The organism is Pseudomonas grimontii, assembly GCF_007858185.1.
GTDB lineage: Bacteria > Pseudomonadota > Gammaproteobacteria > Pseudomonadales > Pseudomonadaceae > Aquipseudomonas > Aquipseudomonas grimontii.
Genome location: NZ_VFES01000004.1, coordinates 77,087 through 102,171, shown reverse-complemented (window position 1 = coordinate 102,171; position 25,085 = coordinate 77,087). Strand labels below are relative to the sequence as shown.

Genomic DNA, 25,085 nt, shown 5'->3' with positions numbered 1-25,085 from the left:
ACGTCTACTGGCCGGCGCTTTGGGGGCAGAGTTTATAGCGCGAGAACGCATCGTTCCACCAAAAAACCCTCAGGGCGCCAACTCGAAAAACGCCTGAATCAGGCGCAACGAGCGGCGCCGCTCCATGCAACCGAGCGTATGCCGGTTGACCAGCCCATCGCCTTGGACCGCCACGGCCCGCACCCGCGGGTCCGGGCTGACTTCCATGGACGAGACCACGCCCACCCCCAACTCAGCGGCGACGGCTTCGGTCACCGCCTCGCGGCTGTCCAGTTCCAGCAGCACCTTGGGCTGCACATTCGCGGCCATGCAGGCGTCATCGAAGGTACGCCGGGTGATGGAGCTGGGCTCGCGCAGCACCATGATCACGTCGTTGAGTTGCTCAAGGCGGATACCCTCGGGTTGCTGCGCCCACGGATGGCTGGCCGGCACTAGTGCGCAAATCCGCGACTCATTCAACGGTTGCAGGTGCAGGCCATTGCGCGGCTCCACTTCGGTGAGCACCGCCACATCCGCATGTTCGGACAGCAGCGCGGCGAGGGTTTCCTGGGCATTGCCCAGGCGCAGGTTGACGGTAATCCCGGGGTAGCGCGCGCGCAGGCTGGCAATCATCGGCATCACCAGGTGCGGGCCGTCCGCCGCGACTTCCAGGCGCCCGGTCAGCAGTTGGCGGTTGGCCTCCAGCATCGTCTGGGCTTCGTCCACCAGGCCAAAGATCGCCCGTGTGATCGCCGCCAGCCGCGCGCCCTCTTCGGTCAACTCCACGCGTCGGGCGGTGCGGCGCAGCAACGGGATCTGGTAGTGCTCCTCCAGGGCCTTGATATGCCCGGTCACCGCCGGCTGGCTGATAAACAGCCGCGCGGCAGCCCGGGTAAAACTGCCCTCGCGGGCCACGGCATCGAATGCGCGCAGTTGGAACAGGTTCATAGCTATCGGCCTCACTGATAGCTCGCATAACAACAAACAATTTGATTGATGGCAAGCCAAACTGCAATTTAGGCGCCGTAGCTTCAACCCCGATGCCTTGCAAGGACTTGAGATGACCACTGCCGCGCCGATCCTGCTGACCCCTGGCCCCCTGACCACATCCAACCGCACCCGCCGGGCCATGATGGTGGACTGGGGTTCATGGGATGACCGCTTCAACCAGCTCACCGCCAGCGTCTGCGAGCAATTGCTGGCGATCCTCCACGGCGAAGGCAGCCACTATTGCGTACCGTTGCAAGGCAGCGGCACCTTTGCGGTCGAAGCCGCCATCGGCACCCTGGTCCCGCGTAACGGCAAGGTACTGGTGCTGATCAACGGCGCCTACGGCAAGCGCCTGGCCAAGATCTGCGAAGTGCTCGGCCGTGATTTCAGCATCTTTGAAACCGCCGAGGACGAGCCCACCACCGCCGCCGATGTGGAGCGCCTGCTGGCGGCAGACAGCGCCATCACCCACGTTGCGTTGATCCACTGCGAAACCAGCACCGGCATTCTCAACCCGCTGCCGCAGATCGCACAGGTCGTCAAACACCACGGCAAGCGCCTGATCATCGACGCCATGAGCGCCTTCGGCGCGCTGCCGATCGATGCCCGCGAGGTGCCCTTCGACGCGCTGATCGCCGCGTCGGGCAAGTGCCTGGAAGGCGTGCCGGGCATGGGCTTCGTCTTCGTGAACAAACAGGCGCTGGCCGCTGCCCAGGGCAACTGCCATTCCCTGGCGATGGACCTGTTCGACCAGCACAACTACATGGCCAAGACCGGCCAATGGCGCTTTACCCCGCCGACCCATGTGGTCGCTGCCCTGCACGAAGCGTTGCTGCAATACCAGGAAGAAGGCGGCCTGCCCGCGCGCCACCGACGCTATGCCGACAACTGCCAGGCATTGCTCGACGGCATGGCCGCCCTGGGCCTGCGCAGCTTCCTGCCGGCGGCGATCCAGGCACCGATCATCGTGACCTTTCATGCACCGACAAACCCGCGCTACCAGTTCAAGGATTTCTACGAACGGGTCAAGGCCAAGGGTTTCATTCTGTACCCCGGCAAATTGACCCAGGTGGAGACGTTCCGCGTGGGCTGCATCGGCCATGTCGACGCAGCCGGCATGCGCGCTGCGGTCAAGGCGATCGCCGAGGTGCTGCAAGAAATGGAAGTGTCGGACATCTGATTGCCCCTAACCCACAGGATCTGAACCATGAACTATCAAAACCCCAACACCCTCCAGGCCGTTATCCTCGACTGGGCCGGCACCGTGGTCGACTTCGGCTCCTTCGCCCCCACGCAGATTTTTGTCGAGGCCTTCGCCGAGTTCGGCGTGCAGGTTTCCATCGAAGAAGCCCGTGGCCCGATGGGCATGGGCAAGTGGGACCATATCCGTACCCTGTGCGATCAGCCGCAAGTCGCCGAGCGCTATCGCCAGGCATTCGGGCGCACGCCTACCGATGACGACGTGACGGCCATCTACCAGCGTTTCATGCCCTTGCAGATCGAGAAGATCGCCGAACACTCGGCGCTGATCCCCGGCGCCCTCGACACCATCGCCCGGCTGCGTGTGCAAGGCATCAAGATCGGCTCTTGCTCCGGCTACCCCAAGCAAGTCATGGACAAGGTCGTCGCGCTGGCCACCACCAACGGCTACGTCGCCGACCACGTGGTCGCCACCGACGAAGTGCCCAATGGCCGCCCATGGCCGGCCCAGGCCCTCGCCAACGTGATCGCGTTGGGCATTGACGATGTGGCGGCGTGCGTCAAGGTCGATGACACCGTGCCGGGCATCCTCGAAGGCCGTCGCGCCGGGATGTGGACCGTGGCCCTGACCTGCTCCGGCAACGCGCTGGGCCTGACCTACGCGCAGTTCCGCGCCCTGGACAGCGCCACGTTGGCCAGCGAACGCACGCGTATCGAAGCGATGTTCGAAGGCTCGCGCCCCCACTACCTGATCGACACCATTACCGACCTGCCGGCCATCATCACCGACATCAACCAGCGCCTGGCCCGCGGTGAAATGCCGCAAAGCTACTGATAGAGGTCAAGACAACGGCATCGCGTCGGGCAAACCGTGCAAAACAGGCTTACAGTAAAAGGACTTCGTCGCCAAAGAACGGAGATTTGCCCTGATGAGTGAGGAACCCAGCGATGCCGTGGAAAAATTCCGATACGCGCTACAGCACCATGTCGATTGCGCTGCACTGGTTGATGGTGGTGCTACTGGCGGTGGTCTACGCCTGCATTGAGTTACGCGGACAGTTTCCCAAAGGCAGCGGCGCACGCACGTTGATCGTCGAGATGCACTTCATGTTCGGCCTCACCGTGTTTGTGCTGGTGTGGCTGCGCCTGTTCGCGCGCAGCCTGGGGGTTGCACCGAAGATCGTCCCCACCCCGCCGCAATGGCAAAGCCTGCTCGCCACGCTGATGCACTTCGCGCTGTACGCCTTGATGATCGGCATGCCGATTGCCGGTTGGCTGATCGTCAGTGCCGAGGGGCATTCGGTGATGTTCTATGGGATCGAGTTGCCGCCGCTGATCGCTGAAAACAAGGCACTGGCCAAAGAGATTGAAGGCTGGCACGTGCTGTTCGGCCAGATCGGCTACTGGCTGATCGGCCTGCATGCGTTGGCGGGGATCTTTCATCATTATGTGATGCGTGATAATACGGCGTTGCGGATGATGCCGGGTAAGCGCGCTAAATCAGCAATCCAATCGACCGACTGATACCTTACGCAAAAAGCTATAGCCCGCAGCATCATCCGTGCGGGCTGTAATCCGTCTCGGCCTAGAGCAATGCAACTGACTCACGACTGACGGCGCGAGCCTGCTCGTCTCTATCCAAAACGTCGTCCAGTGAGTTGAGCGTCGTAACTGCAACACGCTGCAACGTGCGCTCAACAATCCTCTCAATGTCGGTAAAACGAGGCTTTCGGGTTATCTCCATGAATAGGGCACCGGACATAACCAGCGCCTCTTTATTAGCCAACAGTATTTTTTCCGGCCCTGACAGCGCTCAACGAGGGTAAAAGCCCTGCCGCTCCAACAATGGCGGCGACACCTGTTTCGCAATCATCAGAGCGAGCGGCTGCACACGGAGCTTCCACACCACAATAGACTTCGGTGGATAGATGTCCGGTTTGAAGATGAGCCTGACGCTCAATCGCTTGATGAGGCTCGCTGACCACCGCAACTGCTGGCTCATACTTCAAACACTGCTTGAATAACTTCTTTATATTGTGATGCGCACTGAACCGCGCACAGAAAACATATCCGAATTACACGCGACCACATCTAAAACACTGTCGCCAAAGGACCCGGCCGAACCGAGAATACATAGGCGCTGCGACACAACAGTCACCCTCCCACGCATTCAAAACCAACTTGACGATAGCAAGCCCATTTTACTTTACAAGGTACTCTCTATGAAATTCAGCTATACAGGCGCTTTTAAATAATCATAAATGGGTCATCACCGGACATTCATCCCCCATATAGCTACTCGAAATTAAAAACAGAAAAAATATCAAATTCAGTCTATCCGAAAACTTGAAAAGCACACGCCCGCCCACTAAGTTCTCGCTCTACGTCGTACATGTCTGCTTTTCCCTACCTCACCCAGCAGCAACCGAGTAGCGAAGACACAATGGATGGAGTCTTTACTATGAAAGAGTTACTTATGCTGGTCGATCGACATGATCGTAGAAAAGGCAGTGCATCCAAATTAGAAGCCCATCAAAAAGGCCAGTTACATCGCGCGTTTTCGATCTTCATTTTCGATAGTGCAGACCGTTTACCGTTGCAACAGCGCGCCTTTGGCAAATACCACTCTCATAAACATCCACTCAAGCCTGTGACTGACCGTCGTGGAAGAGCAGTGCCTTACCATATCATTCAGGGTCCTAAGGTCAGTCGTTACGAAAGTAAGGTCATCTACACCTACCAAGACGACCCTGAGGATTGGCGTAAGGCGATTGGAGATCGCCTGATGTTTCAGTTCGGCGTATACGACGACCCTCGTTCGCAACCACTGATCTCACTGGATGAGTCGGGATAGACGTCAATAAAAACATCGAAAAGCACTTCACGGTAGATACCATTCCGCCGCCGCTCGAAGAGTTGCGCGTGATGGCGGTGAATGTTTCGGTAGCGTGGATTAAGGACCAGTTCTCGACCTACAGCGTCATCGCCCAGCGCACTCTCTGACTGCATCCCAAGAGGCTTATTATGATGAACAGTCTAAAATGCCCAATTCCAAGTGCGATCCATCCGGAGGCGAACAGCGTCGACGCACAATCGGCTGCCTGGATGAGGCGCTTCAGCCTTTGCGCGAATGAGATTGAGCGCAATAGGCTCAGCAAGTCCCACTGTGGACAGCTAGCAGCCCGGATCGCACCAAATGCCACGCGACAGACACTGCAGGTCGTATCGGACTTCTTCATCTGGAATGTCTCGTTTGATGATGAGTATTGCGACGAAGGACCCCTGAGCCAACAACCAGGGGAACTGGCGAGAACGGTTTCGCTTATTCATCGGGCTATCGAGGTGCCCGAAAGCGAATTGCACGGCGGCGATCGCTATGCTCGTGCAATGCTGGACATCAGGCGACGCCTTGATGCGTTTGCCGCTCCCGTCCAAATGTACCAATGGCTGACGGCGATGCGGGGATGGTTTCTTACCGAAACCTGGAAGGCCGGAAATGTTGCGGGGGGGCGGATACCGACTCTCGACGAATACGCGACACTACGGCTATACAGCGGAGGTGCCATGGTGTTTCCGGTGCTCATCACCATCGCCGAGAACTATGCCGTACCGCTCGATTGTCTCGAAGACCGAAGAGTCAAAGCGCTCACCGAGATTGCGGCCTCGCTCGTGGCGTGGATGGCTGATATCGCTTCCTATGGGAAAGAGGTCGCGCGCGAGCATGGCGGGCACAACCTGATTAGCGTCATACAGCATGAACATGGACGTTCGCCGGAATGGGCGACAGATCAAGCGACCAACTTGTGTGGCCAGATGATGGAGCTCTTCATGCGTTTGCGTGAGCGCCTAACGCTGGACGCGCCTGCGGAACTGCGCCGTTACTTGCAAACCTTGGGGCACTATATCCGCGCCTCTTTTGATTGGTGCAATGCTTCGCAACGCTACGACTATGCTGACTTACCGACTTCGGTCTCGGCGCAAGACTTAACTTCGCAGATGAATTCTTCGCTCCAAGCACCGTCCATCGTTTCCATCGCTTGGTGGTGGTCAGACGCGGGGAGCGCGCAGTAGGAGCCCCATCATCGTCCCCACACTGCCGGGTGCGTAACGATCTCCAAATGACGCGCGATCTTGATGGACACTCTCCTCTTCGCATAGGAGCACTACAATGAGCCAATATCAGAAGCAAAAATTTGATGAATTATTCGCGATGAAACTATCCCCCTGTTTCAATCCATTTCGCGGAATAAAACCAACACATGCGCTCAAAGATGAAGTTGAGAAAGGAGCGCTGCAATTCATGGAACAGTACCGCCTGTACTGGCAAGAGTCGCAGCGCAAGCGTCTCTACGGGCAGGATTGCGGTGGTATAGCAGGCTACATTTATCAAATGGCCCCCGACAGAGAGCATTTGCAGATCGGTGCCGACTTCGCGATATTTACTTTTACTTGGGATGATGAGTTTTGTGACGAGGGACCAACTCGTGACAAGCCTTTGGAGCTTGCCGATGCGGCATTTCGAACGATGCGCTGCTTTGAAGCTCACGATGTTGTCATCGATGAAAGCAATCGATATGCGATGGCAGGGCACGATATTCTCCAGCGAATCAAACATCTCTGCCCAGCCCATCAAACTACACGATGGGTAAATACCATGCGCCAATGGTATTTCACGGAAATCCAGAAGGCAGCCAATGTCGCGCGGGGTGTCCGTCCGAAACTTAATGATTATCTTGTGACGCGTTTGCACTCAGGAGCAACTCCAACATTCATGCTCAATGTAGAAATCGTCAATGGATTAGACCTCGGACCAGACCTGCTTAGCGACCGACGCATCTTCGTTTTGATGGAGATCGTAGCGTTAGCGACCAACATCGGCGGCGATTGTTATGGTTACGCGAAGGAGGTCGTGCGGACAGCTGATGGCTACAACATCATTGATGTACTCATCGATGAATATGATTGCAGCACCGAACAAGCCTTCAAACTTGCATTCGATATGCTGGCCAACATGTTGAAGCGTTTTGTCGAGCTGCGTGACGAAGTCCTCCGAACCAAACATAGCCCTGGAGCCGAACTCTATTTTCAAGCGCTTGAAGGGTATTTCGTCGGCGCACAGCGATGGTGCCAAGAAACAATGCGTTATCGACGGCTTATCGATGACACAACTGACAGCCAACTGACGCGTCCACCGCCAGGATTTACCGATCAATGGGAAGGATCGTCAATCTCTGAGCCAAGCCCGATCCCCTCAATCGCTTGGTGGTGGCGCGTTGGAGAGCGTGCAAACACGCTGCGTTGACCTCGGGGCAGAGATTTCGAAGGTTTTGGAAGAAGAGCAATGGCACAGGCGCATCTAGATACCCTTCCAATCGTGGAAATCCACGCAAGCGAGGTTGACTACTATAAGAACAAGATCGAACAGATCTATTCCGGCCTGCCCGATGAATGGCGCGAGGTAATCGGCAAAGACCTCTGGTACCAATACGGCGTCTTTGAGGAGAAGATGGATGTGCGCTATTCACCGCTGGATGCCTCTGGTCGCCGGCACATGGAGCTGCAATTCGAGTTAGCCAAGCGTGCCGGCGCTCACCTGTCAAGTAACGCCGTTAACCGCGCGATAGACATCGGCTGCGGCTGGGGGCCGGTACTTTAATTCATTGCCGAGCGTTTCCCTGCCTGCAACTGCATCGACGGCGTCAATGTGAGCCAGTCACAGATGGAAGAGGCCCGCCGAATGATCGCGCAGGAAGGTTTGTCCGAGAGGATCAACCTTTACCTGTGCAACGCCAAGGACATCGGCAGACTACCCGATCTGGATACGCCCTATGATCTTGCGATTTTTCGCGGCAGCCTCATCCATTTCACGCCACAAGTGCTGGAGGAGACCCTGGCATCGCTGGTGGCACGCATGCGAAGAGGCGGCACGGTGATCATTTCCGAAAGCCTCTACAAGGGCATGACTCACCCAGTTTTTAACTGGCAGGGTCGATTTCGCGAGGATCTGATTGATCACACATGATTAATCCCTCACGCATTGGAACGGTGCCAGACGGCGCCCCTCGGCTGCCTTGCAAACCACCGGTATGCACGAAGACCAGGCGAGTGCCGGGCGCGAAACGCCCGGTTTCGACCTGCTGCTTCAACGCCAGCAACGCCTTGCCGGTATAGATCGGCTCAAGCGGTATACCGCAGGCCTGTTCGGTGGCGTCGATAAATTCGAGCAACAGCGGATCGACCTTGGCGAAGCCACCCCGACTGGCGTCCAGCAATTCATAACCGTGCTGCACAAGGGCGCTCACGTTCTGCGCCACACCATGATCATCCGGTACCGCCATTGCACCGTACACCGGATGCGCGCCCGCCTCTGCCAGGACCAAACCCGCCAGGGTCGTACCGGTCCCTGCCGCCAACCACCAGGCGTCGTAATCGGCCCAACCCAGGTTGTTCAATTGCCCGCGTGCCTGTTCGACCAAGACCCCGCATCCCCGCGCCCCGGCCATCCCGCCGCCGCCTTCGGGCACGGGATACAAGTGCGGGTATTGCTCACGCCACGGCAACCAGAAGTCCGGCGCGTGGCGCGCGCGATAGCCGCCATACCCCAACCAATGCAGGTGCATGCCAAAGGTTTTCAGGTCGAGGACGGTGGGGGTGTCTTGGGGATGGCCACGCAGCAGGCCGACGGTAGGGAAACCAAAGCGTTTGCCCGCCGCTGCCAGCGCGTGCAGATGGTTGGAGTAAGCCCCGCCGAGGCTGATGATGCCGCTGGCACCGGCTTGTCGTGCCTGGGCCAGATGTTCGGTGAGCTTGAACCACTTGTTACCGCTGATCAGCGGGTCGATGCGATCCAGGCGCAGCACGGCCAGCTCGACGCCGTTGAGCCACTCCAGCGCTAACGGTGCAAGCGGAGCATGGGGAAGCCAATCGAAAGGACCCATCGGGCGGCATCTGCCTGAAAAAAGGGGCGGTAGTCTAACACCGCCCCTTGCGTCGTCTTACAGCTCGGCGGCGAGGCGCGAGCCTTGGTTGATGGCGCGCTTGGCATCCAGCTCGGCCGCCACATCGGCGCCGCCGATCAGGTGCACGTTCTGCCCCGCTGCAACCAGGCCGTCCTGCAACTCGCGCAGCGGGTCTTGCCCGGCGCAGATGACGATATTGTCCACGGCCAGCAGCTGCGGCTCCCCCTCGGCGCCGATGCGGATATGCAGGCCGTCATCGTCGATCTTCAGGTACTCGACGCTGTTAAGCATCTGCACGCGCTTGTTCTTCAAACCGGTACGGTGGATCCAGCCGGTGGTCTTGCCCAGGCCGTCGCCGACCTTGGAGGTCTTGCGTTGTAACAGGAACACTTCACGGGCCGGGGCATGGGGTTGAGGCTTGATCCCGGCCACGCCGCCACGGGCTTGCAACTGGGTATCGATGCCCCATTCCTTCCAGAACGCTTCACGGTCGAGGCTGGTGGACACGCCTGCATGCACGAGGAATTCAGACACGTCAAAACCGATACCCCCGGCGCCAATCACCGCCACACGCTTGCCCACCGGCTTGCGCTCAAGGATCACGTCCAGGTAGCTCAGCACCTTGGCGTTTTCAACCCCCGGAATCGCCGGCGTACGCGGTGCAATGCCGGTGGCCAGGATGATCTCGTCGTAACCGCCCGCCACCAGTTGTGCGGTGTCGACACGGGTGTTGAGGCACAGCTCGACGTGGGTGGTCTGCAACTTGCGATTGAAGTAGCGCAGGGTCTCGAAAAACTCTTCTTTGCCCGGTACGCGCTTGGCGATATTGAATTGGCCGCCGATCTCACTGGCCGAATCGAACAAGGTCACCTGGTGGCCACGCTCAGCCGCCACGGTCGCGGCGGCCAGGCCTGCGGGGCCGGCACCGACCACGGCGATTTTCTTGATCTGCTTGACCGGCAGGTAGTTGAGTTCGGTTTCGTAGCACGCGCGCGGGTTGACCAGGCAGGTGGTCAACTTGCCGCCGAAGGTGTGGTCCAGGCAGGCCTGGTTGCAGCCGATGCAGGTGTTGATTTCATCGGCACGGCCGGCGGCGGCCTTGTTGACGAACTCAGGGTCGGCGAGGAACGGCCGCGCCATCGAGACCATATCGGCATCGCCTTCGGCGAGGATTTGCTCGGCAATTTCCGGTGTGTTGATGCGGTTGGTGGTGATCAGCGGGATTTGCACCGCACCGCGCAATTTAGCGGTGACTTTGCTGAACGCGCCACGCGGTACTTTGGTGGCGATGGTCGGGATACGGGCTTCGTGCCAGCCGATGCCGGTGTTGATAAGGGTCGCGCCCGCCTGCTCGATGGCCTTGGCCAGTTGCACGATTTCTTCCCAGACGCTGCCGCCGTCCACCAGGTCGAGCATCGACAGGCGGAAGATAATGATGAAGTTCGGGCCCACCGCTTCACGCACGCGGCGCACGATCTCCACCGCCAGGCGCATGCGGTTTTCGTAGCTGCCGCCCCAACGGTCGGTACGGTGGTTGGTGTGGGCGGCGAGGAACTGATTAATGAAGTAGCCTTCGGACCCCATGATTTCCACGCCGTCGTACTCGGCGAGCTGGGCCAGCAGCGAACAGGTGACGAAATCCTGGATCTGCTTCTCGATGCCTTCCTCGTCCAGTTCCTTGGGCTTGAACGGGTTGATCGGCGCCTGGATCGCACTCGGCGCGACCTGTTTCGGACTGTAGGCATAACGCCCGGCGTGGAGGATCTGCATGCAGATCTTGCCGCCCGCCTCATGCACGGCCTTCGTGACGATCTTGTGCTTCTGCGCTTCTTCTTCGGTGGTGAGCTTGGCCGCGCCAGAGTACACCCCGCCTTCATCATTCGGCCCTATGCCGCCGGTGACCATCAGCCCCACGCCGCCACGGGCACGCTCGGCAAAGTAGGCCGCCATGCGCTCGAAACCACCGGGCTTTTCTTCCAGGCCCGTGTGCATCGAGCCCATCAGGGTGCGGTTGCGCAAGGTGGTAAAACCCAGGTCCAACGGGGCCAGCAGGTGCGGGTAGGTAGCAGCGGTCATGGTACAGCTCCACAACGGATCATCACGGGACGTGGGGGGCTCGAATGGCACCCCATCGGTTTATGTCCCACAGACTAAGAGGCGGTGGACCACGGCTCAATGACTGAAACTGACAAGTTATTGATCCAAATGTACAGCGCCCCTTGGCAAGCGGCTGCATGGGCCCTACCCTAGTCGCGAACCCTGCACACGGTCTGTTGTCTGTTGCCCCATGCGTAAACTTCTAGCTTTTACCGTCTCCATGGCCCTGGTTGCCGCCGTCGCCGCGTATCTGGTCTGGACCCAGGAGCGCCCCGTGGCGCATTACCTGTCGGACCTGCGTATCACCCTGGCCGTGAATGAAGGCCTGCCCGCTGATCGAGGCAACCTGCTGGGCATCCAGCCAGAGCTGTTTCCGGCTGATTACCAGAGCCTGGAACGCCTGCACCTGAAGCTCTCGGCCTATCTGCAAAAGGCCCGGGACCAGGGCCTGATCAACGACAAGACCATTGTGGTGCTGCCCGAACACATCGGTACCTGGCTGATGCTGACCGGTGAAAAAAATGAGGTGTACCAGGCGCTGCACGTCAAGGATGCGATGAACTGGCTATCGGTCAGCAACCCGCTGCTCTTTGCCCGTGCCTGGATCAGCGCCACCGGCGATAACCGCACCGATGACGCCTACCTGCGTATGAAAGCCTCCGGCATGGCGCGGGACTATCAGGTGCTGTTCGGCGGCTTGGCCAAGGAGTTTGGCGTCACGCTGGTGGCCGGTTCCATCGCCCTGCCAAACCCCAGTGTCAGCCAGGGCCAACTGCAGGTCGGCCATGGTGCCCTGTACAACGCCAGCGTAGTGTTCGCCGCAGACGGCCTGCCCATCGGCGATCCACAGCGCCAGCTCTATCCGATCTACGATGAACGCGGTTTTATCGAACCCGGTGACGAGAATGTCGTCAGCGTGGTCGACACCCCGGCCGGGCGCCTGGGCGTACTGGTGGGCAGTGACAGCTGGTACCCGGACAACTACCGCAAACTCAATGAACAAGGTGCACAGTTGATCGCAGTGCCGGCGTTTGTGCTCGGCCGCGGTACCTGGGAGCAGCCATGGCGCGGTTTCAAAAGCGTCTCCACGCCGCAGGAAATCAGCCTCAAGCCAGAAGAACTCAGCGAGGGCGAAGCGTGGCGTCGCCTGACCTTGATCAGCCAGACACCGATCAGCCAGGCCAGCGCCGGCATGAGCGTATTCCTGCGTGGGCAGTTCTGGGACCTGGGCACCGCCGGGCAGAGCTTCCTGAGCCACAACGGGCAGATCAACGCCGACGGCGACGCCCGTGGTGCGCGCCTACTGAATATCTGGCTGTAACACGATGAAGCCGGTGCGCCTGGGGGAGCTGTCGGTGGGCTTCGTGCATACCCTGGCCGACGCGATCCACAGCCACGGCCTGGACCCGCAACCGCTGCTGCTGCAATACGGCCTGGACCCGGCGCGCCTCGCCGAGGCTGGCGCACGTTTGTCGATCCCGCGTTATATGCGCCTGGGCCATGCGGCCATCCAACTCACCGGCGACCCCGGCCTGGGCCTGCGCATGGGCCAGCTCAGCCGCCTGAGCCAGGCCGGGCTGGCTGGAGTCACCGCCGCCCAGGCGCCCAACGTGCGCGAGGCGGCGCGCACACTGACCCGCTTCGAAGCGCTATACGGCTCCAACTATCGTGGGCAATCGAGTTTTCACGAGGACGCCGAAGGCGCCTGGCTGCGGTTCTATTCCATCAGCCCCTATAACGCCTACAACCGTTTTGTGGTGGACTCGATCATCGCCGGCTGGCTGCAGCAACTGTCGAGCCTGGCCCAGCAAACGGTGCAGGCGCAGCGGATTGAAATCGAATTTGAAACGCCGGACTACAGCGAACAGTACGCGCTGCTGGGCGATGGCCCGATCCAGTTCGGCGCCGAGGTCAATCAACTACGCCTGAGCCAGCAAACCCTGGCCATGCGCAACCCGCAGCATTGCCCGAGTACCTGGCAGCTGTTGTTGAAGCTCTGTGAACATGAGTTGGAGCAGTTGACCCGCACCCGCAGTCTCCGCGAGCGCATTACCCGCTTGCTCGGGCCGATGCTCAATGGCGGCCGGGAACCCGACCTGGAAGAAGTGGCGGCACGCTTGAAGCTGCCGACCTGGACACTGCGCCGCAAACTGGCCGAAGAAGGCACTCAGTTTCGCGCGATTCTCAACGATACCCGCCGCGACCTGGCCATGACCTACATTCGCGATACGGAACTGGCGTTCGGCGAAATCGCCTACTTGCTCGGTTTTGCCTCGGCCCAAGCGTTTCAACGGGCATTCAGGCGGTGGAACAACCAGACCCCAGGGGAATTTCGCCGCAGTCAGCGGCATTCCGCCTGAAGTCGGTCTTACAGCTCGGTGGCGTCATCGGCCGGATCCAGAGGATCCAGTTCAAAGGCCTGGTACTCCAGCAGTTCTTCCTGATATTCGTCCATGGTGGGCTCCTTGTTTTTGAATTAAAAGCGGCTGCAGATAAATGACCTGCACAGCCAGCCTAAAGTGCCGTGATGACGAAAAAATGTCGACGTCATGACGTTCCTGCACTCCAGGATTAAACGTAGCAGCGTTACATGGATTTAGCACTGGGGTTCTGAGGCGCGATTGCAATCAGGTACGCACTGAAATGAACGGGGTGGCCATGACGCGGACAAGGTCTACAACGCCTATGCCGCCGCCGGGCGCACCACGCTGATGGGCGAAGGCTTGCAGCATGACGATGGCCATAGCCATATCCTCTCGTCGGTGATTCCGTGCTGCATCTCCTATGACCCAACCTTTGCCTACGAACTGGCGGTGATTATCCGAGAGGGCATGCGGGGTATGTACGTCGAGCAAGATAACATTTACTACTACATCACCCTGCTCAACGAAACCTTGAAGGCATTGGCCGATGACCACTGATCGGTCGCGACAAGGTCAGTGAAGCAATCAAACGCTACGGGATCAACGTCGACAAGGCCGACCCCGTAGCGGTCTGATTTACTGCGCAGGCGTCGGCAGGGGTGGAATGGCTTCGGTCGGGGCCGGCAGGTCCGGCGTGGTCGTGGCGGGCTCGGCCTGCGGCGCAATCGGTGCAGCCTCAGGCGCGGGCACAACCGTCTCCGAGGCAGCGGGTGCGGCAGGCTCTTCCTTCGGCGCCTCGACTTTCTCCGCAGCCGGTGCGGCCTTCGGCTCCGGTACACCGAGGTCGGCCTTTGGCTGCTCGGGGATATGCTCAGCCTTCTTCACTTCCTGGGGCAGGAAGACGTCCACCAACGCAAAGTAGCGCTCGTAGAACTTCGGCGCGGACACCGTCTCACTGGCCACCTTCACCATCGAGTCATCGGTGGAGCCGATCGGCATCGACACCGACCCCAGCACGCCTACACCCAGGCTCGCGGAGTTGTTGACCTTCTTCAGCGCATAGCGATCCTGAAGGGCGTTGGCAAACATCGTCGAGTGTTTTTTGCCTTTGCCATCATCGGCACACACCACGTTGAAGCTGATCTGCAGGTGAGTTTCGCCGGTCTGCTGGAAGCTCTTGTTACCCACGACCAGTTTCGGGTCGCTGCTGGTAATGATGTAGCCCTGGCTCAGCAAGGCGCGCCGCGCGGCCTCGCACGCCGCTACATCACTAACCGGGTAATCCCGGGAAAATGTACCGGAGTCGTCGAAGTTCTCATGTTCATAAATAGCGGTCTTGGGTGACGAGCAGCCCGCGGCGCCCGCCAGCACCAGCGCCAGCCCGAGGCTACGCAAGTGGAATGATGTCGACATTGAAAATCCTGAGGAAAACGGTCTGGGCGGTATTGTGCAACAGAACGAGGTCTTGGCGCGCGCATTCCTGTCGGTAAAACGTCACAGACCTACGCGCCGGGGCCTGCGGGAAAAAGCCCGGCGCACATATGGTCAATAAACACGCGTAACCTGGCCGAGGTATGGCGGCCGGGCCACAACATCCAGAAACTGCCCCGGTGTTCCAGGTAGTCATCCAGCACCCGTTGCAAGCGCCGCTCGCCCACGGCCTGGTGGACCATGTAGTCCGGCAGGCAGGCAATGCCCAATCCCTCGAGCACCACATGGTTGAGGGACTCGATGGTGGTGCTGACCAACGGCGTGCGCAACAGCGGTTCGGCTGCGCCTGGGGCAAGACGCAACGGCCAGGGCTCGAGCTTGCCCGTGGCGCAGAACTTGTGGCGCAGACAGGCATGACCATTCAGATCCTGCGGCTGCTGCGGGGTGCCGTGTTGGGCGAAGTAGCCCGGTGTGGCGACGAGAACCAACTGGTAGTGGCCCAAGTGGCGCGCCATCAACCGCGAATCTTCCGGCTTGCCGGTGCGAATCACTGCATCGAAACCTTCTTCGATCACGTCCACCATTCGGTCGGAAAAATCCACATCCAACTCGATCTCCGGGTAGGCGCGCATAAAGTCGCTGAGTACCGGCATCAATAAGCCCCGCACCTGCGGCACACTGATGCGCAACTTGCCCCGTGGCATTGCACCGGCGTCTGTCAGCTCCTGCTCTGCCGCTTCCACTTCAGCGAGAATCCGCCGCGACCGTTCAAGGAACAGCGAGCCTTCACTGGTCAAGGTGATACTGCGCGTGCTGCGGTGGAACAGCCGCACGCCCAGGCGCTCTTCCATCCGCGCAATGCTTTTGCCCACGGCCGACGACGACACCCCCAGCATGCGGCCGGCGGCGGTGAAGCTGAGCGTCTGCGCCACCTGCACAAATACCGAAAGGCTGCCCAAGCTGTCCATGATCCCGCCGTTAGCGATTACGGACACCAGTGTCCGATAAGTTCGGAACTTTAGCCTGTTTTTCCGCCAGCCACAGCCCCCTACTCTGCCCGCTCGCCCTTTCACCCGGATAAAACCTCATGAGCAGCAGCCCTTCGTTCACCGCATCAGCCCAGCGGGATTCATTACCGCTGGGCGGTCTACTGGCCTTGGCCAGCGCCGGCTTTATCACCATCCTCACCGAAGCCATGCCTGCCGGGCTTCTGCCGCAGATGGGCGAAGGCCTGGGCGTGTCGCCCGCCTTGGTCGGTCAATTGGTCACCCTCTACGCCCTTGGCTCGTTGCTGGCCGCCATCCCCCTGACGCTGCTGACCCGCGGCTGGCGCAGGCGGCCGTTGCTGCTGCTGGCCATTGGCGGCTTTGCCTTGGTCAACAGCGTGACCGCACTGTCCAGCCACTACGAGCTGACCCTGGTGGCGCGCTTTTTTGCCGGGGTCTTCGCCGGTCTGCTCTGGGCGTTGCTGGCGGGTTATGCGAGCCGAATGGTAGCGCCGCACCTGCAAGGTCGCGCAATTGCCGTAGCGATGCTGGGTGCACCGTTGGCGCTGTCACTGGGTGTGCCCGCAGGCACCTTCCTCGGCACCGCCGTTGGCTGGCGCCTGAGCTTTGCGATCATGACCGGGCTGACCTTGGTGCTACTGGTCTGGGCGCGCTGGCAACTGCCGGATTTTGCCGGCGAACGGGCGGATAAACGCTTGGAGCTGCGCCAGGTGCTGAACCTGCCAGGCATTCGTCCGGTGCTGTGGGTGACGTTTACCTATGTGCTGGCCCACAACATTCTGTACACCTACATCGCCCCGTTGCTGGTGCCAGCGGGTATTGAGGCGGACGTTGACCGAGTGCTGCTGGTGTTTGGCGTCGCGGCGGTACTGAGCATCTGGCTGGCAGGTCTGTTGATTGACCATTGGCTGCGCGCCTTGCTGTTGATCAGCTGTGCGCTGTTTGGCCTGATCGCCCTGGCACTGGCGTTCTGGATCAATGTGCCAGCAGTCATCTATACCGCCGTGGCGTTATGGGGCCTGGCGTTCGGCGGCTTGCCGGCATTGCTGCAAACCGCACTGGCCCAATCGGCGGGCAAGTCGGCGGATGCAGCGCAATCAATGCTGGTGACCGTGTGGAACCTGGGGATCGCCGGTGGCGGGTTGGCGGGTGGCGTGTTACTTCAGGGCTGGGGCGTCTCGGGCTTTCCATGGGCCGTTATACTACTGATGCTACTGGCCTGGGCCGGCGCATCACAGACGGCGCCCCAACAGTTGGCCCGGCCACCCCGCCAAGTCGAACGTTGAAATGCGTTCGTAGCCACAGGACTCATAAAAACGCACCAGATCCCCTGTGCCGCCGCCGTAGCAGTCCACACGCAAGCGTGTCACTCCTGCTGCGCGGGCCTGGTCATCGGCAAAGGCCATCATGCGCCGCCCAAGGCCGCGAACTCGCGGATCACGCGCGGCAATCAACAGGCGCACATACACCTGTGGCTCTGCCTCCGACGGCACATAAGGCATGGGATCGCCCAACACCAGCGCTCCCCGAAGATGCCCTTCGGGGTCCTCGACAACCCAGGCCCCGGGCAACGCGCAGGCTTCAGTCACTTGCACTACTCGCCGGGGCGACGCCGACCAGGGCTCAGTGCCCCATTGATCGTTATTGCCCATGCCAACGAACCAGGCGATCACCTCGTCGAACACCTGCAGCACGGCAGGAACATCCGCCACCTTGGCGCGGCGGATCACCCAGCCATCCATTCCTTGAATCAACACGCTGAAACTCCTGGGTCGACGATACCGAGTACCCAGTCTAGCGCACATAAAAAAGCCCCCGGTCTTTTCAGGCCGGGGGCTTCTTGTTCAAACCAACATCAGTACTTCTTGATATCAGCCTTGGTTTCCAACTGCTTGCGGTATGCCGCGAAGTCCTGCTGGCCAACACGGGAAGCGAGGAAGCGGCGGTATTGCGCCTTTTCTTCGTCCGTTGGGGCAGCCGCTTCGTTGACACCGTTCAAGCGCACGATCACCAGGCTGCCATCAGCCAGGGTAACGGTGGTAAAGGTCGGTTTGTCCTTGGCCGCAGGCTTGGGCATGCGGAACAGGGCTTGCAGCACGGCCGGGTCAATCGCTTCCTGGCTACGGGTAGCCGCTTCAGTGACTTTCCAGGCCTGGCCGTCGACCGGCTGGTTCAGCGGGGTCTTGCCATCACGCAGGCTGGCGATCAGCTCATCAGCGTGAGTCTTGGCAGCCGCGCTGGCGCGCTCCTTGGCCATCTGTGTGCGGATCGCCGCAGCAACGCTTTCCAGCGGCAGTTGCGCAGGTTTGCGGTGCTCTTTGGCACGCAGCACGATGATGGTTTCCGGGTCCAGTTCAATGGCGCTGCTGTTGGCACCCTCATCCAGCACTTCCGGGCTGAACGCAGCGGTGACCACGGCACGGTTGGCCGCAACACCGTCACCACCTTCACGGCCAAACGGCGCGGAGGTGTGTACGGTCAGCTTCAGGTCAGACGCCGGTTGGGCCAGATCGGAGGCTTCGAATGCCGCATCTTCCAATTGCTTGGTCGCTTCGACAAAACGCTGCTCGACCTGTTGGGTCTTGAGCTCGCGGGTCAGCTTGTCTTTCAGGCTGGCAAACGTCGGCACTTGCGGTGCCTCAACGCCCAACAGCTTGATCAAGTGCCAACCGAAGGTGCTGCGAACCGGCGCCGAGACCTGGTCTTTGTTCAATGCGTACAAGGCTGCTTCGAAGTCCGGGTCGTAGACGCCCGGGCCGGCAAAGCCGAGGTCGCCGCCACTGTTGGCCGAACCTGGATCTTGGGAGAACTCCTTGGCCAGGGTTTCGAACTTCTCGCCCTTGGCCAGGCGTGCCTGGATTTCTTCGATCTTGGCCTTCGCTTGCGCGTCGGTGACCTTATCGTTGACTTCAATCAGGATGTGCGCCGCGCGACGCTGTTCAGCGAGGTTGGCGGTTTCTTTCTGATAGGCAGCCTGCAGTTCATCGTCCTTCACGCTGACCTGGTCGAAGAAGGAAGACTTCTTCAGTTCCAGGTAGTCGATGACCACCTGGTCCGGAGTCATGAACTCCTTGGCGTGCTGGTCATAGTAAGCCTTGACCTCGTCGTCGGTGAGTTTCACCGCCGCGGGGTTGGCCTTGATATTGACGGTAGCGAAATCGCGGGTCTGTTTTTCCAGACGGGCGAATGCCAGCACCTCGGCGTCGGTTACGAAACCGCTGCCGGCGATGCCTGCGCGAACCTGGCCGATCAGCATTTCCTGAGTCAGCATCTGACGGAACTGCATACGGCTGTAGCCCAGTTGACGGATCACCTGGTCAAAGCGTTCGGCGTTGAACTTGCCGTCCACCTGGAATTCCGGCGTCTGCAGGATTACCTGGTCCAGTGCCGCTTCAGAGAAGCCAAACTTGGAGTCGGCGGCGCCTTGCAGCAGCAGCTTACGATCGATCAGGCCCTTGAGCGCCGCATCGCGCAGCAGTTTTTCGTCCAGCAGCGACGCATCGAAATCCTTACCCAGCTGTTGCATCAGCTGGCGACGTTGCATGTCGACGGCCTGACTGAGTTCAGTCTGGGTGATTTCTTCACCGTTGACCTTGGCCACGTCCTGCTTGGTGTTGGTCGAGGCCTGGAAAATGGCCTCGATACCGGTGAACGCCATCAATGCGACGATGATCCCGATAATGGTCTTGGCAATCCAGCCTTGTGAATTGTCCCTGATATTTTGCAGCATGCGTCCCCCAGAAACGGTTGAACTTCAAAAATTGGCAACCGTGGAGCGTGGGTAGAGTCCGGATAGAAGAAAGGCGCATCCGAGGATGCGCCTTCTCGTAACTGGCGGAGCGGGCGGAGGTTTGAACCGACACCCCGGCGTGGCGACCCGATGGATACGTGGGTCAGCTACCGCTCCACTGCCAGGCCAGACCAGCGTCCGACCCGGGTAGTAGGTAAAGGCTTGATCGAAACTTAGTTAACGGCTTCTTTCAGGGCTTTACCGGCTTTGAAACCTGGTTTCTTGGCAGCCGCGATTTGCAGCGCTTCGCCATTCTGTGGGTTACGGCCAACGCGAGCTGGGCGGTTAGTCACAGAGAAAGTACCGAAGCCTACCAGTACCACGGAGTCGCCGGCCTTCAGAGCGCCAGTGACGGATTCGATTACTGCATCCAGCGCACGGCCAGCAGCAGCTTTCGGGATATCAGCGGATGCAGCGATAGCATCAATCAGTTCCGACTTGTTCACTCTAAGTCCCCTTACATATCTATTGAGTATGATTCTAAGTTTTTTGGTAAACAGCAAAAACCAGTGCTGAATGGCCTACAGACACTTAAGAGCCGCTTTATAACAAGGGCTCTAAAAAGCTGTCAAGGAAGCCTCCAGGCTTATTCACATTAATGCGTGCTAATTCTTTCCTTGGAATCAGACTCTCGCTTTTCATCCTTTGCAACTATCTCCGGAGCCACATCCGGCAAGGGCTCCGGCGCGTATTGCAGCGCAATTTGCAGGACCTCGTCAATCCATTTAACCGGTTTAATCTGAAGATCTTGCTTGATATTGTCAGGAATTTCCTTCAAGTCGCGAACATTCTCTTCAGGAATGATCACGGTCTTGATACCACCCCGGTGTGCAGCGAGCAATTTCTCTTTCAGACCACCGATGGCCAATACCTGGCCACGCAGGGTGATTTCCCCGGTCATGGCCACGTCGGCGCGCACCGGTATGCCGGTCAATGCCGATACCAGGGCCGTGCACATACCTACGCCGGCGCTAGGGCCATCCTTCGGTGTAGCCCCTTCCGGCATGTGGATGTGGGTGTCGTGCTTCTCGTGGAAGTCCAGGGGGATCCCCAGGCTCCGGGCGCGGCTGCGCACCACGGTCTGCGCGGCGGTAATGGATTCGACCATCACGTCACCGAGGGAGCCGGTCTTGATCAACTGGCCCTTGCCGGGAATCACCGCCGCTTCGATGGTCAGCAATTCGCCGCCCACCTGGGTCCACGCCAGGCCAGTCACCTGCCCTACCTGATCCTGTTGCTCAGCCAGGCCGTAACGGAATTTACGCACGCCCAGGAAGTGCTCAAGAGCGTCGGCAGTGACCTTCACCGAGAAGCGTTTTTCCAGCGCGTGCTCCTTAACCGCCTTGCGGCAAATCTTCGCGATCTGGCGCTCAAGGCCCCGTACACCGGCCTCGCGAGTGTAGTAGCGCACGATGTCGCGAATCGACTCGACGTCAAATTCGATCTCACCCTTCTTCAGGCCATTGGCCGAAATCTGCTTGGGCGCGAGGTATTTGACGGCGATGTTGATCTTCTCGTCTTCGGTGTAACCCGGCAGGCGAATCACTTCCATCCGGTCCAGCAACGCTGGCGGAATGTTCATGGAGTTGGAGGTGCACAGGAACATTACGTCGGACAGGTCGTAGTCGACCTCCAGGTAATGGTCGTTGAAATTGTGGTTCTGCTCAGGGTCGAGCACTTCCAGCAAGGCCGACGCCGGATCGCCACGCATGTCGCTGCCCATTTTGTCGATTTCATCGAGCAGGAACAGCGGGTTGCGCACACCCACCTTTGTCATTTTTTGAATCAATCTTCCTGGCATCGAACCGATGTAAGTCCGCCGATGACCACGAATTTCCGCTTCATCTCGCACACCACCGAGGGCCATGCGCACGAATTTACGGTTGGTGGCATTGGCGATGGACTCGGCCAGGGAGGTTTTACCCACGCCAGGCGGGCCAACCAGGCACAACACCGGGCCACGAATCTTCTTCACGCGCTTTTGCACGGCGAGGTATTCGAGGATGCGTTCTTTGACTTCTTCAAGGCCATAGTGGTCGGCATCGAGAATGTCTTCAGCGCGGGCCAGGTCCAGGCGTACCTTGGTCTGAGCCTTCCACGGCACCTGCACCAGCCAGTCGATGTACGAGCGCACCACGGTGGCCTCGGCGGACATCGGCGACATCTGCTTGAGCTTGTTCAACTCGGCGGTGGCTTTGGTCAGGGCGTCTTTCGGCAGGCCTGCAGCATCGATGCGCTTTTTCAGCTCTTCGATTTCATTGTGGCCTTCCTCGCTGTCGCCGAGTTCCTTTTGAATGGCCTTCATCTGCTCATTCAGGTAGTACTCGCGCTGGCTGCGCTCCATTTGCTTTTTGACGCGACCCCGGATGCGCTTCTCGACCTGGAGCAGATCGATTTCGGCATCCAGCAATGCCAGCACGTGTTCGACACGGGCCGACAGGTCAATGATTTCGAGGATGTCTTGCTTCTGCTCGATCTTCAGCGCCATATGCGCGGCCATGGTGTCGACCAGGCGGCTTGGCTCATCGATGCTATTGAGGGAAGACAGGACTTCAGCCGGGACCTTCTTGCCCAACTGCACATACTGCTCAAACTGCGAGAGCAGGCTGCGCACAAAGACTTCGGACTCGCGCTCAGGGGCCTCGACTTCGTCGATCAGCACCACTTCAGCGCGTAGGTGGCCGTCCACCTCCATGAAACGCTCTACCGAACCGCGCTGCTCGCCTTCCACCAACACCTTGACGGTGCCATCGGGCAGCTTGAGCAGTTGCAGGACAGTGGCAATGGTGCCGACGCGATACAGGGCGTCTTCGCCTGGATCATCATCGGCAGGATTTCTCTGGGCCAATAGCAGTATCTGCTTGTCGCCCGTCATCGCAGCCTCAAGGGCTTCGATAGACTTCTCGCGCCCCACGAACAGCGGGATAACCATGTGCGGATAGACGACGACATCACGCAACGGCAGGAGAGGCAATTCGATGGTTGTCTTCATGATTTCGCCTCTATGACAGTTGAAAAATAAGCTTGAAACCAAGATGGGGGCTGCGTGTAAAAAAAACAAGCTCAATGCTGGCAGTTACACGCAGTAAAAATCCTTATGAAAAACAAAGGGGCCCCTAGAGGCCCCTTCATTTGTACCGAAACTGCGAAACGCTTACGCGTCTGGCGCAGCCTTGGCAGTCGGCTCACTGTTTTCGTAGATATACAGGGGCTTGGACTTGCCTTCTATAACGCTTTCGTCGATCACCACTTTACTCACCTCGGACTGCGAGGGGATTTCATACATGGTGTCGAGCAACACGCCTTCGAGGATAGAACGCAGGCCACGTGCACCGGTCTTGCGCTCCAATGCCCGCTTGGCTACCGACTTGAGTGCGTCAGTACGGAACTCAAGGTCCACACCTTCCATCTCAAACAGCTTGGCATATTGCTTGGTCAGGGCGTTTTTCGGTTCGGTGAGGATCTGAATCAGAGCCGCCTCATCCAACTCGTCCAACGTCGCCAGGACCGGCAGACGGCCAACGAACTCAGGGATCAGACCGAACTTGACCAGATCGTCAGGCTCGACTTCACGCAGGGACTCGCCCACCTTCTTGCCTTCTTCCTTGCTGCGCACTTCTGCACTGAAACCGATGCCGCCACGGGTAGACCGTTGCTGAATAACCTTCTCCAGGCCGGAGAATGCACCGCCACAAATAAACAGGATGTTGCGCGTATCAACCTGAAGGAATTCCTGCTGCGGGTGCTTGCGGCCGCCTTGTGGCGGTACGGAAGCAACCGTGCCTTCGATCAGTTTCAACAGGGCTTGCTGCACGCCTTCACCGGAAACGTCCCGGGTGATCGACGGGTTGTCGGACTTGCGCGAAATCTTGTCGATTTCGTCGATGTAGACAATACCCATCTGGGCCTTCTCTACGTCGTAGTCACACTTCTGCAGCAGTTTCTGAATGATGTTCTCGACGTCCTCACCCACGTAGCCAGCCTCGGTGAGGGTGGTGGCGTCGGCGATGGTAAACGGAACGTTCAGCAGGCGAGCGAGGGTTTCTGCAAGCAGGGTCTTACCCGAGCCTGTAGGACCGATCAGCAGGATGTTGCTCTTGCCGAGTTCGACTTCGTCGCCTTTCTTGTCACGCTGGTTCAGACGCTTGTAGTGGTTGTATACCGCTACGGCCAGAACCTTCTTTGCACGCTCTTGACCAATCACATACTGATCAAGGATGCCGCTGATTTCTTTAGGCGAAGGCAATTTATGCGCGCTGCTTTCGGCCTGGGCTTCCTGCACCTCCTCACGGATGATGTCATTGCACAGGTCGACGCACTCGTCGCAGATAAAGACCGAGGGGCCGGCAATCAATTTGCGCACTTCATGCTGGCTTTTGCCACAGAAGGAGCAATAGAGCAGCTTGCCGTTGTCCTCGCCGTTGCGGGTGTCAGTCATTCGTTCGATCCAAATCCGATAGGCTTGCAACACAAGATGAAGGCTTATGCGGGCTTTTTCAAGCCCGCAGGTGATCGGAAAACCCGACCAGCCCTATTTTGAGCGGCTTATATTAAGCGGGGCGCTTTTCGATCACTGCGTCGATCAACCCGTATTCACGTGCGGCTTCGGCGCTCATGAAGTTATCGCGGTTGGTGTCGCGCTCGATTTCTTCCAGGGTGTGCCCGCTGTGCTTGGCCATCAGCGTGTTGAGACGTTCGCGGATGAAGAGGATTTCCTTGGCGTGGATTTCGATGTCCGACGCCTGGCCCTGGAAACCGCCCAGTGGCTGGTGAATCATCACGCGCGAGTTAGGCAGGCAGTAACGCTTGCCCTCGGCACCCGCGGTCAGCAGGAACGCGCCCATGCTGCAGGCCTGGCCAATGCAGGTAGTCGATACGTTCGGCTTGATGAACTGCATGGTGTCGTAGATCGACATGCCCGCTGTCACCGAACCGCCCGGCGAGTTGATGTAGAGATGGATGTCCTTGTCCGGGTTTTCCGCTTCAAGGAACAGCAGTTGCGCACAGATCAGGTTGGCCATGTAGTCCTCTACCGGGCCCACCAGAAAGATCACTCGCTCCTTGAGCAGGCGCGAGTAGATGTCGTAGGCGCGTTCGCCACGAGCGGACTGCTCGACAACCATCGGGACCAGGCCGCCTGCGGCCTGGATATCAGAGTTCTGCTGAATATAGGAATTACGGAACATGCTCTGCAGTTACTCCCAAATAGTCATGTCTTGAAAACGCATAAGCCAGCGCGAGGCTGGCTTATGGTTGAATTTCCAACGAG

At 59.1% G+C, this 25,085-nt stretch carries 22 protein-coding genes and 2 pseudogenes; 12 read left to right on the top strand and 12 right to left on the bottom strand.

Translation table 11 applies throughout. From position 1 onward, the window contains the following. Positions 1–69: 69 nt before the first annotated feature. Positions 70–927: a LysR substrate-binding domain-containing protein gene (locus tag FIV39_RS08935; protein ID WP_090402658.1), complete on the bottom strand. Its 858-nt coding sequence runs from the start codon at positions 925–927 to the stop codon at positions 70–72. Between the two features lie 112 nt (positions 928–1,039). On the opposite strand from FIV39_RS08935, the gene FIV39_RS08930 reads away from it, so the two are divergent. From FIV39_RS08930 to FIV39_RS08920, 3 genes are all read left to right on the top strand, one after another. After that, positions 1,040–2,149, top strand: a complete 1,110-nt coding sequence (locus FIV39_RS08930) for a 2-aminoethylphosphonate--pyruvate transaminase (RefSeq protein WP_090402656.1) — start codon at positions 1,040–1,042, stop codon at positions 2,147–2,149. Between the two features lie 27 nt (positions 2,150–2,176). Continuing rightward, positions 2,177–3,004, top strand: coding sequence for a phosphonoacetaldehyde hydrolase (gene phnX / locus FIV39_RS08925; RefSeq protein WP_090402654.1), 828 nt, complete (start codon positions 2,177–2,179; stop codon positions 3,002–3,004). Positions 3,005–3,117: 113 nt separating this feature from the next. After that, the gene (locus FIV39_RS08920; RefSeq protein WP_090402651.1) at positions 3,118–3,693 is read left to right on the top strand and encodes a cytochrome b; all 576 of its coding nucleotides are present in this window, start codon (positions 3,118–3,120) and stop codon (positions 3,691–3,693) included. A 254-nt stretch (positions 3,694–3,947) separates the two neighbouring features. Here the strand turns inward: FIV39_RS08920 and FIV39_RS08915 are convergent. Further along, positions 3,948–4,339, bottom strand: a pseudogene (locus FIV39_RS08915) (hypothetical protein). Positions 4,340–4,630: 291 nt separating this feature from the next. On the opposite strand from FIV39_RS08915, the gene FIV39_RS33320 reads away from it, so the two are divergent. The 5 genes from FIV39_RS33320 (at position 4,631) to FIV39_RS33310 (ending at position 8,191) form a co-directional block, all read left to right on the top strand. Beyond that, positions 4,631–5,023 carry an NUDIX hydrolase gene (locus FIV39_RS33320; protein ID WP_244176279.1) on the top strand — a complete coding sequence of 131 codons (393 nt, stop codon included), beginning with the start codon at positions 4,631–4,633 and terminating at the stop codon, positions 5,021–5,023. A 170-nt stretch (positions 5,024–5,193) separates the two neighbouring features. After that, positions 5,194–6,240, top strand: a complete 1,047-nt coding sequence (locus FIV39_RS08900) for a terpene synthase family protein (RefSeq protein ID WP_090402649.1) — start codon at positions 5,194–5,196, stop codon at positions 6,238–6,240. 97 nt (positions 6,241–6,337) lie between these two features. After that, positions 6,338–7,471, top strand: coding sequence for a terpene synthase family protein (locus FIV39_RS08895; protein ID WP_090402647.1), 1,134 nt, complete (start codon positions 6,338–6,340; stop codon positions 7,469–7,471). 39 nt (positions 7,472–7,510) lie between these two features. After that, positions 7,511–7,825: a hypothetical protein gene (locus tag FIV39_RS33315; RefSeq protein WP_244176278.1), complete on the top strand. Its 315-nt coding sequence runs from the start codon at positions 7,511–7,513 to the stop codon at positions 7,823–7,825. Between the two features lie 3 nt (positions 7,826–7,828). Then, complete coding sequence (locus tag FIV39_RS33310) at positions 7,829–8,191, top strand: SAM-dependent methyltransferase (RefSeq protein ID WP_261384634.1); 363 nt, start codon at positions 7,829–7,831, stop codon at positions 8,189–8,191. Here the strand turns inward: FIV39_RS33310 and FIV39_RS08885 are convergent. Both FIV39_RS08885 and FIV39_RS08880 read right to left on the bottom strand, forming a co-directional pair. Further along, positions 8,145–9,107 carry a 1-aminocyclopropane-1-carboxylate deaminase/D-cysteine desulfhydrase gene (locus tag FIV39_RS08885; protein ID WP_090402645.1) on the bottom strand — a complete coding sequence of 321 codons (963 nt, stop codon included), beginning with the start codon at positions 9,105–9,107 and terminating at the stop codon, positions 8,145–8,147. The two genes, FIV39_RS33310 and FIV39_RS08885, sit on opposite strands and share 47 nt — an antisense overlap. A 57-nt stretch (positions 9,108–9,164) precedes the next feature. Beyond that, a complete protein-coding gene (locus FIV39_RS08880; RefSeq protein WP_090402642.1) occupies positions 9,165–11,204 on the bottom strand; it encodes an NADPH-dependent 2,4-dienoyl-CoA reductase in 2,040 nt (679 codons plus the stop codon). Between the two features lie 211 nt (positions 11,205–11,415). On the opposite strand from FIV39_RS08880, the gene FIV39_RS08875 reads away from it, so the two are divergent. From FIV39_RS08875 to FIV39_RS08865, 3 genes and pseudogenes are all read left to right on the top strand, one after another. Next, positions 11,416–12,546, top strand: a complete 1,131-nt coding sequence (locus tag FIV39_RS08875; protein WP_090402640.1) for a carbon-nitrogen hydrolase family protein — start codon at positions 11,416–11,418, stop codon at positions 12,544–12,546. A 4-nt stretch (positions 12,547–12,550) separates the two neighbouring features. Continuing rightward, positions 12,551–13,585 (top strand): AraC family transcriptional regulator, encoded by a 1,035-nt coding sequence (locus FIV39_RS08870; protein WP_090402638.1) that lies wholly within the window; start codon positions 12,551–12,553, stop codon positions 13,583–13,585. A 327-nt stretch (positions 13,586–13,912) separates the two neighbouring features. After that, a pseudogene (locus tag FIV39_RS08865) lies at positions 13,913–14,116 on the top strand (hypothetical protein); the annotation flags it as partial. Positions 14,117–14,224: 108 nt separating this feature from the next. On the opposite strand, the gene FIV39_RS08860 reads toward FIV39_RS08865, so the two are convergent. Next, a complete protein-coding gene (locus tag FIV39_RS08860; protein ID WP_090402636.1) occupies positions 14,225–15,001 on the bottom strand; it encodes a DUF2242 domain-containing protein in 777 nt (258 codons plus the stop codon). Between the two features lie 89 nt (positions 15,002–15,090). Then, positions 15,091–15,987 (bottom strand): LysR family transcriptional regulator, encoded by an 897-nt coding sequence (locus tag FIV39_RS08855; protein ID WP_090402634.1) that lies wholly within the window; start codon positions 15,985–15,987, stop codon positions 15,091–15,093. Positions 15,988–16,106: 119 nt separating this feature from the next. On the opposite strand from FIV39_RS08855, the gene FIV39_RS08850 reads away from it, so the two are divergent. Further along, positions 16,107–17,312 carry an MFS transporter gene (locus FIV39_RS08850; RefSeq protein WP_090402632.1) on the top strand — a complete coding sequence of 402 codons (1,206 nt, stop codon included), beginning with the start codon at positions 16,107–16,109 and terminating at the stop codon, positions 17,310–17,312. Here the strand turns inward: FIV39_RS08850 and FIV39_RS08845 are convergent. From FIV39_RS08845 to clpP, 6 genes are all read right to left on the bottom strand, one after another. After that, entirely contained in the window at positions 17,259–17,783 is a 525-nt protein-coding gene (locus FIV39_RS08845; RefSeq protein ID WP_244176276.1) for a GNAT family N-acetyltransferase, read from the bottom strand. The two genes, FIV39_RS08850 and FIV39_RS08845, sit on opposite strands and share 54 nt — an antisense overlap. Before the next feature lie 98 nt (positions 17,784–17,881). Next, on the bottom strand, positions 17,882–19,756 hold the full coding sequence (locus tag FIV39_RS08840) for a SurA N-terminal domain-containing protein (protein WP_090402628.1): 1,875 nt from the start codon (positions 19,754–19,756) through the stop codon (positions 17,882–17,884). A 233-nt stretch (positions 19,757–19,989) separates the two neighbouring features. Continuing rightward, positions 19,990–20,292 (bottom strand): HU family DNA-binding protein, encoded by a 303-nt coding sequence (locus tag FIV39_RS08835; protein WP_222435745.1) that lies wholly within the window; start codon positions 20,290–20,292, stop codon positions 19,990–19,992. A 119-nt stretch (positions 20,293–20,411) separates the two neighbouring features. Beyond that, positions 20,412–22,808 (bottom strand): endopeptidase La, encoded by a 2,397-nt coding sequence (lon, locus tag FIV39_RS08830; RefSeq protein WP_090402624.1) that lies wholly within the window; start codon positions 22,806–22,808, stop codon positions 20,412–20,414. A gap of 162 nt (positions 22,809–22,970) precedes the next feature. Beyond that, complete coding sequence (gene clpX / locus FIV39_RS08825) at positions 22,971–24,254, bottom strand: ATP-dependent Clp protease ATP-binding subunit ClpX (RefSeq protein ID WP_003238279.1); 1,284 nt, start codon at positions 24,252–24,254, stop codon at positions 22,971–22,973. Between the two features lie 112 nt (positions 24,255–24,366). Continuing rightward, positions 24,367–25,002, bottom strand: coding sequence for an ATP-dependent Clp endopeptidase proteolytic subunit ClpP (gene clpP / locus FIV39_RS08820; RefSeq protein ID WP_003174822.1), 636 nt, complete (start codon positions 25,000–25,002; stop codon positions 24,367–24,369). Positions 25,003–25,085: the final 83 nt, after the last annotated feature.

Excerpts from the sequence above, each read along its gene's own strand:
- FIV39_RS08900 (WP_090402649.1), top strand. The coding sequence starts at position 5,194 with ATGATGAACAGTCTAAAATGCCCAATTCCAAGTGCGATCCATCCGGAG.
- FIV39_RS08920 (WP_090402651.1), top strand. The coding sequence starts at position 3,118 with ATGCCGTGGAAAAATTCCGATACGCGCTACAGCACCATGTCGATTGCG.
- FIV39_RS08935 (WP_090402658.1), bottom strand. The coding sequence starts at position 927 with ATGAACCTGTTCCAACTGCGCGCATTCGATGCCGTGGCCCGCGAGGGC.
- FIV39_RS33315 (WP_244176278.1), top strand. The coding sequence starts at position 7,511 with ATGGCACAGGCGCATCTAGATACCCTTCCAATCGTGGAAATCCACGCA.
- FIV39_RS08895 (WP_090402647.1), top strand. The coding sequence starts at position 6,338 with ATGAGCCAATATCAGAAGCAAAAATTTGATGAATTATTCGCGATGAAA.
- clpX (WP_003238279.1), bottom strand. The coding sequence starts at position 24,254 with ATGACTGACACCCGCAACGGCGAGGACAACGGCAAGCTGCTCTATTGC.
- FIV39_RS33320 (WP_244176279.1), top strand. The coding sequence starts at position 4,631 with ATGAAAGAGTTACTTATGCTGGTCGATCGACATGATCGTAGAAAAGGC.
- FIV39_RS08880 (WP_090402642.1), bottom strand. The coding sequence starts at position 11,204 with ATGACCGCTGCTACCTACCCGCACCTGCTGGCCCCGTTGGACCTGGGT.
- FIV39_RS08860 (WP_090402636.1), bottom strand. The coding sequence starts at position 15,001 with ATGTCGACATCATTCCACTTGCGTAGCCTCGGGCTGGCGCTGGTGCTG.
- FIV39_RS08840 (WP_090402628.1), bottom strand. The coding sequence starts at position 19,756 with ATGCTGCAAAATATCAGGGACAATTCACAAGGCTGGATTGCCAAGACC.
- clpP (WP_003174822.1), bottom strand. The coding sequence starts at position 25,002 with ATGTTCCGTAATTCCTATATTCAGCAGAACTCTGATATCCAGGCCGCA.
- FIV39_RS08850 (WP_090402632.1), top strand. The coding sequence starts at position 16,107 with ATGAGCAGCAGCCCTTCGTTCACCGCATCAGCCCAGCGGGATTCATTA.
- FIV39_RS08885 (WP_090402645.1), bottom strand. The coding sequence starts at position 9,107 with ATGGGTCCTTTCGATTGGCTTCCCCATGCTCCGCTTGCACCGTTAGCG.
- FIV39_RS08870 (WP_090402638.1), top strand. The coding sequence starts at position 12,551 with ATGAAGCCGGTGCGCCTGGGGGAGCTGTCGGTGGGCTTCGTGCATACC.
- FIV39_RS08930 (WP_090402656.1), top strand. The coding sequence starts at position 1,040 with ATGACCACTGCCGCGCCGATCCTGCTGACCCCTGGCCCCCTGACCACA.
- FIV39_RS08855 (WP_090402634.1), bottom strand. The coding sequence starts at position 15,987 with ATGGACAGCTTGGGCAGCCTTTCGGTATTTGTGCAGGTGGCGCAGACG.
- phnX (WP_090402654.1), top strand. The coding sequence starts at position 2,177 with ATGAACTATCAAAACCCCAACACCCTCCAGGCCGTTATCCTCGACTGG.
- FIV39_RS08875 (WP_090402640.1), top strand. The coding sequence starts at position 11,416 with ATGCGTAAACTTCTAGCTTTTACCGTCTCCATGGCCCTGGTTGCCGCC.
- lon (WP_090402624.1), bottom strand. The coding sequence starts at position 22,808 with ATGAAGACAACCATCGAATTGCCTCTCCTGCCGTTGCGTGATGTCGTC.